A 5,331-nucleotide genomic window follows, 5' to 3' on the forward strand; every position below is an offset into this window, starting at 1 on the left:
GACCTGGGCAAGGCCAAGCCCGGTGTTGCCGGCCGTCGCCTCGACAATGGTGCCGCCGCGCTTGAGCTTGCCCTGCTTTTCAGCCGCGGCGATCATCGACAGCGCGATGCGGTCCTTGATCGAGCCGCCGGGATTCTGGCTTTCGAGCTTGATGAACAGCCGGCATTTGCCGGTGTCGAACTTGGTCAGCTCGACCACCGGCGTCTGGCCGATCAGGTCGAGCACCGACTTGTAGGGCGGACGCAGGCGGGACAATTCGGCTTCCGAGGGGGCACTGTCCAGTGTGGCGATCTCATGCTCGCTCATATCGATGCTCCATGACCAAGCGACCGCCTCTGGGCAGGGCGGCAGCGTAGCCTCTTTTCCAGCCCTTTGCAGTCGGAAAGAAGATAGATCGTGCCAATCAACCGGCCAGATGCGGAATGAAATTCCGGTTTGTGCCTCAAGGGCTTGGAGGGTGTGTTGAGATTCAGGTCAGGCCGAGCCGAAAATGGCAGATTCCGAGAACCGGAGCAGAGCGTACTTTTGGGTACGTGAGCACCGGAAGCCACAGGAAGCCGCATTTGCAGGCCGGCATCACCTGAATATCGACACAGCCTACCCCAGCAGCTGCTTGCTCAGCCTCGCACACTGCACGCGGATATCGGGGATGGCGTCGATCTCGAAGAAGGTGCCGCGCGTCAGCGGGCCGACGGCGAGGATCTTGGCCGAAACGGTTCCGTCGCCGGCGATGATCTCGCATTTGGTCGATACGTCGAGGCCGATGCGCAGCGGATCCGGCCTTGCCAGGCCGCGGTCGACCAGCGAGCGCACGACGCTGTTCGACGAGGTCGAGATGTCCCTGACGATGCCAGAGCAATCGTAGATGCGGGCAACCTCGAAGGTCTCGAGACGCTGCGTGTGACGCGACTGGACCTGGACGGTGAATTCGCCGTTGCGCGCAATGTCGACGACGCGGCCGGCGACCAGGCGGATGCGGCCGGATTGCACGGCCTCGGTGACACGGGCGTAGACCTCGGGCGCCATGCGATGGCGGTGGATGTCCCACCAGGCCTTGGTGTGCTCGACGAAGCGGCGTTTGGCGGAAGCCGGCCAGTTCTGCCAGATCTTCTGGTTGAACGGCCGCAGCCCGTCGACGACGTCACGCCAGTCGATGCCGGCCTTCTGGTTTTCCTTGATCAGGTCGCGGAACCAGCCGACGAAATAGGAGAGCTGCGTGCCGAGCGGAATGTCGGCGACGTCGAGCTTGATCGGATTGCCCTTGCGATGCGGCGAGGGCAGCAGGCCGCGCCTGGACACAGCTATGATGTCGCCGCGATGGCCGCGTTGCTCCAGCGCCAGGAAAGCATCGACCATGCTGAGGCCGGTGCCCAGCACCATGACGCCGGCGCCGGGCGGAAGTGCTGTGTCGGCTTCCGATCCCATCCTGATGGCATGGCCTTGCGCCGGCTCCTCGTCGTGGCCGGTGGCCAGCACGGCGAGATGCGCAACGACGCTGGTGCCGTTGGCCAGCGCCACTTCGACGCCGGAGGCGGTGGGCGTGATCGAGAGGCTTTCCTCGCGGATCAGCCGAAGCCGACCGCTCTGCTTTTCCCGCGCTTCCAGATCGACCAGCAACTCGCCGAGATAGCGGGCATAGATGCTGCGTGGCGCATAGAAGGGCGCCTCCTCAGCCGTTGCCAGGCCGCGTTCCTGAAGCCAGCGCCAGAAATTGCCGGGATCGTCGGCATAGGCGCTCATGCCGGCGGCGCTGACATTCAGTACATGCGCCGACAGCAGCGTCGAATAGGCGATGCCCTGGCCGAAATGCGGGCGCCTTTCGATCAGCGTGACGCGCAGGTCGGGATTGGGCGACTTCAGGAGATGCGCGGCCAGCACGACGCCGCTGGCGCCGCCACCGACAATGATGATGGAGTTGGCGCGCCCGGTCATAGGCATGCCTTCGCTCTGCGCAGCCTCGCCGAAATGCGCGATATCTCTCTCGACGACCTGTCGGTCGGCATCGGCGATCGCCTGCCGGACCTCGAGCATCAGATGTCGGACTTGGCATCTCGCCTCGTTGCAATCTTCACAGCGCTGGTACTGGGTGCGGCTGGCGCAGGGGATCGGCGCCAGCGGACCGTCGAGGACGCGCACCACATGGCCGACCTTGATCTCGTCGGCGGGGCGCGCCAGGCGATAGCCGCCATCCTTGCCCTTGCGGCTCTGGACGAAGCCGGCATTGCGCAACTCGCCCAGGATGGCGTCGAGAAATTTCTTCGGGATGTTGTTGCCGGTGGCGACGTCGTTGACGAAGGCGAGCTGCCCGGCCGGCAATCGCGCGAGGTGGACAAGCGCCTTGAGGCCGTACTTACCTTTTTTGGTGAGCATGAGATCAAATTTTCTCTGGCATGCGACGGCATGGAACCATCGGTTGCAAAACGCCTGGCGTGCGTTGCCGCCGCGTCCAAGCCCGCATGACACATAAATTCTAGTGACATGATGTACAAGCCGAGAACTTCTGATTTTGCTTCGTTTTCAAGCCGCGCGGGCCATTTTGACTAGCCTTTGTGCCCACAGGGACACAAAAGCGCACGAGTTTGGGGGCGCGATCATCGCGATATGGTGACTGCTCATCGTCGCCTCCAATCTCAATGTCGATAAGATTACTATACTTACCCTCGAACACGCGGAATGGGTTGTCAAATCGGCGGTTATTTGAGGCATGAATTTGCCTGGAAGAGGCCGGAAGCGGGAATTCTAGTTCGCGGTGGGCGTAGGCGGAGCCATCACCGCAGTTCAGGAGGTTAAAGGTCGGTGGAACAGAGGGGGGCGCTGGCCCGCCGGCGTCGAAAGGCCTGCCCTGTGGCGACACTCTGCCCCACCGCAACCACCCTATCCGCCTCACCACCTCACCATCGACAGCTTTTTTCTAACAAGCCCGCCTTGGTTGGAAGGATTTAACTCTACAAGAACCATAGAATTAGCTGACTATTATGAAGCATTCCGGTTTTTCTCTTTTCAGGAGCCCTTCATGTCCACCATTTCGCGACGCATTCTTCTGCTCTCGTCGGCGGCACTTGCCGGTGCGGCCTTCCTCGGCCCGGCCCTTGCCAACGACCTCAAGATCACCATCGGCTACCAGACGGTGGTCGAACCCTCGAAAGTGCCGCAGGCCGACGGCGCCTATGAAAAGGCGACGAAGGCCACCATTGATTGGCGCAAATTCGATTCCGGCGCCGATGTCATCGCCGCGGTCGCTTCCGGTTCGGTCGATATCGGCTATGTCGGCTCGAGTCCGCTGGCGGCGGCGGCGAGCCGCGAGTTGCCGATCCAGACCATCTTCATCGTCGGCCTGATCGGCGAATCCGAGGCGCTGGTGGCACGCAACGGCGCCGGCATCGAGAAAATCGCCGATCTCGCCGGCAAGAAGGTCGCCGTGCCGTTCGTCTCGACGACGCATTACAGCCTGCTCGCAGCACTGAAGCATGAGGGCGTCGATCCGAAGTCGGTCGAGATCCTCAATCTCCGGCCTCCGGAAATCGCCGCCGCCTTCTCGCGCGGCGACATCGACGCCGCTTATGTCTGGGATCCGGCGCTCGGCCAGATCAAGACGACGGGCAAGGTGGTGGTGGATTCCTCGCAGGTCGCCGCCTGGGGCGCGCCGACCTTCGACGCCTGGATCGTGCGCACCGACTTCGCCGAAAAGAACCCGGAAGCGGTGCGCGACTTCGTCAAGGTGACGGGCGCGGCATATGCCGAGTTCCTCGCCAAGCCCGAAGCCTGGTCGGTATCGTCGCCGCAGGCGGCCGCGATCGCCAAACTCACCGGCGCCAAGCTGGAAGAAGTGCCGCAGCTGCTCAAGGGCTATGTCTTCCCGACGCTGGAAGAGCAGGCCTCCGACAAATTCCTCGGCGGCGGCACGGTCAAGGCGGTCGAAGCGACATCCACCTTCCTCAAGGAGCAAGGCAAGATCGACGCCGTGCTTCCCGACTATTCGAAATACGTATCGTCGAAATACGTCACCGAGGCGCTCGCCTCGAACTAGTACTCGCTTAACGCAATTCCGGACGGAAAACCGCTTCACGCTTTTCCTGGAATTGCTCTGAACGCGCGCGGATCTTTTTCCCTAACGCCGCGTGCTGACTGCCCCGGAACCGCTGACGAGGGCCGGGGCAGTCGGATTTCAACGAACCGCGAGGCATCCATGCCGCATCTCGTGCTCGACCCGCATCTCGTACTGGACAAGGTCTCGATCCACTATGACGGCCAGGCAGCGCCTGCGGTCGAGCGGGTGTCGATCGATGTCGCCAAGGGCGATTTCGTCGTGCTGGTCGGCCGTTCCGGCTGCGGCAAGACCTCGCTGCTCAACGTCGCCGCCGGCCTTGTCGCGCCGGCGCGCGGTACGGCTTCAATCAACGGCAAGCCGATCACAGCACCTGGCTCGGACCGGGCGGTGGTGTTCCAGAACGATGCTTTGTTCCCATGGCTGACGGCGCGCGAAAACGTTGCCTTCGCGCTCAGGCTGCGCGGTGTCGCTCCGGCCGAGCGGGCGCGGCGCGCCGATGAGCTGCTGGCGCTGGTGAAGCTCGCCGACGCCGGCGACAAGTGCATCTGGGAGCTTTCCGGCGGTATGCGCCAGCGTGTCGGCCTGGCCCGGGCGCTCGCCGCCGAACCCGAATTCCTGCTGCTCGACGAACCGCTCGGCGCGCTCGATGCGCTGACGCGCGAGCGCATGCAGACGACGCTGCTCGATCTGTGGACGGCAAGCGATGTCGGCGTGCTGATGGTGACGCATGGCATCGAGGAGGCGCTGGTGCTGGCCACCCGCATCGTCGTGCTGGCGCCTGGCCCGGGCCGCGTGGTGCAAACTTTCGAACCGGGCTTCTCCAGGCGCTACGCATCGGGCGAGGCCATCCGCACCATCAAGGCCGACCCGGCCTTCGCCGCGGCGCGCGGCGAACTAACCGACGCGATCTTCGAAGGAGAGGCGGCATGACCGTTACCTCCTACACCGAGCGGCCGGGACACAAGGTCGACGAGGCCGACGGCCTGTCGGTGCCGTGGTCGCGGTCCAGCCCGAAACGCAAAGGCGTTTCCGCGCGCGCGGTCAGCGTGGTGACCATCCTGGTGGTGCTGGCGCTGTGGGCGCTGTCGGCCCGCCTGCAACTGGTGTCGCCAGTGTTCCTGCCCTCGCCGGTTGCGGTGTGGAACAAGTTCATCACCGTCGCCCGCGACGGCTTCGTCGATGCGACGCTGCTGCAGCATGCCGTCGCCAGCCTGGGCCGGGTTTTCGCCGCGCTGGTCGCCGCCATCCTCGTCGGCGAGCCCAACCGGCACGCCGACGAGGAT

General features: G+C 63.9%; 4 protein-coding genes and 2 pseudogenes. 3 read left to right on the forward strand and 3 right to left on the reverse strand.

The features are described from left to right. From EN994_RS16465 to EN994_RS35665, 3 genes and pseudogenes are all read right to left on the reverse strand, one after another. On the reverse strand, positions 1-306 hold a 306-nt coding region (locus EN994_RS16465), incomplete at its 3' end, for a pyridoxal-phosphate dependent enzyme (RefSeq protein ID WP_127307655.1). A 291-nt stretch (positions 307-597) separates the two neighbouring features. Further along, a complete protein-coding gene (locus EN994_RS16470; protein ID WP_013528704.1) occupies positions 598-1,932 on the reverse strand; it encodes an FAD/NAD(P)-binding protein in 1,335 nt (444 codons plus the stop codon). Between the two features lie 69 nt (positions 1,933-2,001). After that, positions 2,002-2,370, reverse strand: a pseudogene (locus EN994_RS35665) (Rrf2 family transcriptional regulator); the annotation flags it as partial. A 643-nt stretch (positions 2,371-3,013) separates the two neighbouring features. Here EN994_RS35665 and tauA point away from each other — a divergent pair. The 3 genes and pseudogenes from tauA to EN994_RS16485 all read left to right on the forward strand — a co-directional run. After that, a complete protein-coding gene (tauA, locus tag EN994_RS16475; protein ID WP_024502228.1) occupies positions 3,014-4,027 on the forward strand; it encodes a taurine ABC transporter substrate-binding protein in 1,014 nt (337 codons plus the stop codon). A 159-nt stretch (positions 4,028-4,186) separates the two neighbouring features. Then, entirely contained in the window at positions 4,187-4,978 is a 792-nt protein-coding gene (locus tag EN994_RS16480) for a taurine ABC transporter ATP-binding protein (RefSeq protein ID WP_013528707.1), read from the forward strand. Next, a pseudogene (locus EN994_RS16485) lies at positions 4,975-5,331 on the forward strand (taurine ABC transporter permease); the annotation flags it as partial. The gene EN994_RS16480 and the pseudogene EN994_RS16485, both read left to right, overlap by 4 nt.

Source organism: Mesorhizobium sp. M7A.F.Ca.CA.002.09.1.1 (assembly GCF_003998555.1).
Taxonomy (GTDB): domain Bacteria; phylum Pseudomonadota; class Alphaproteobacteria; order Rhizobiales; family Rhizobiaceae; genus Mesorhizobium; species Mesorhizobium ciceri.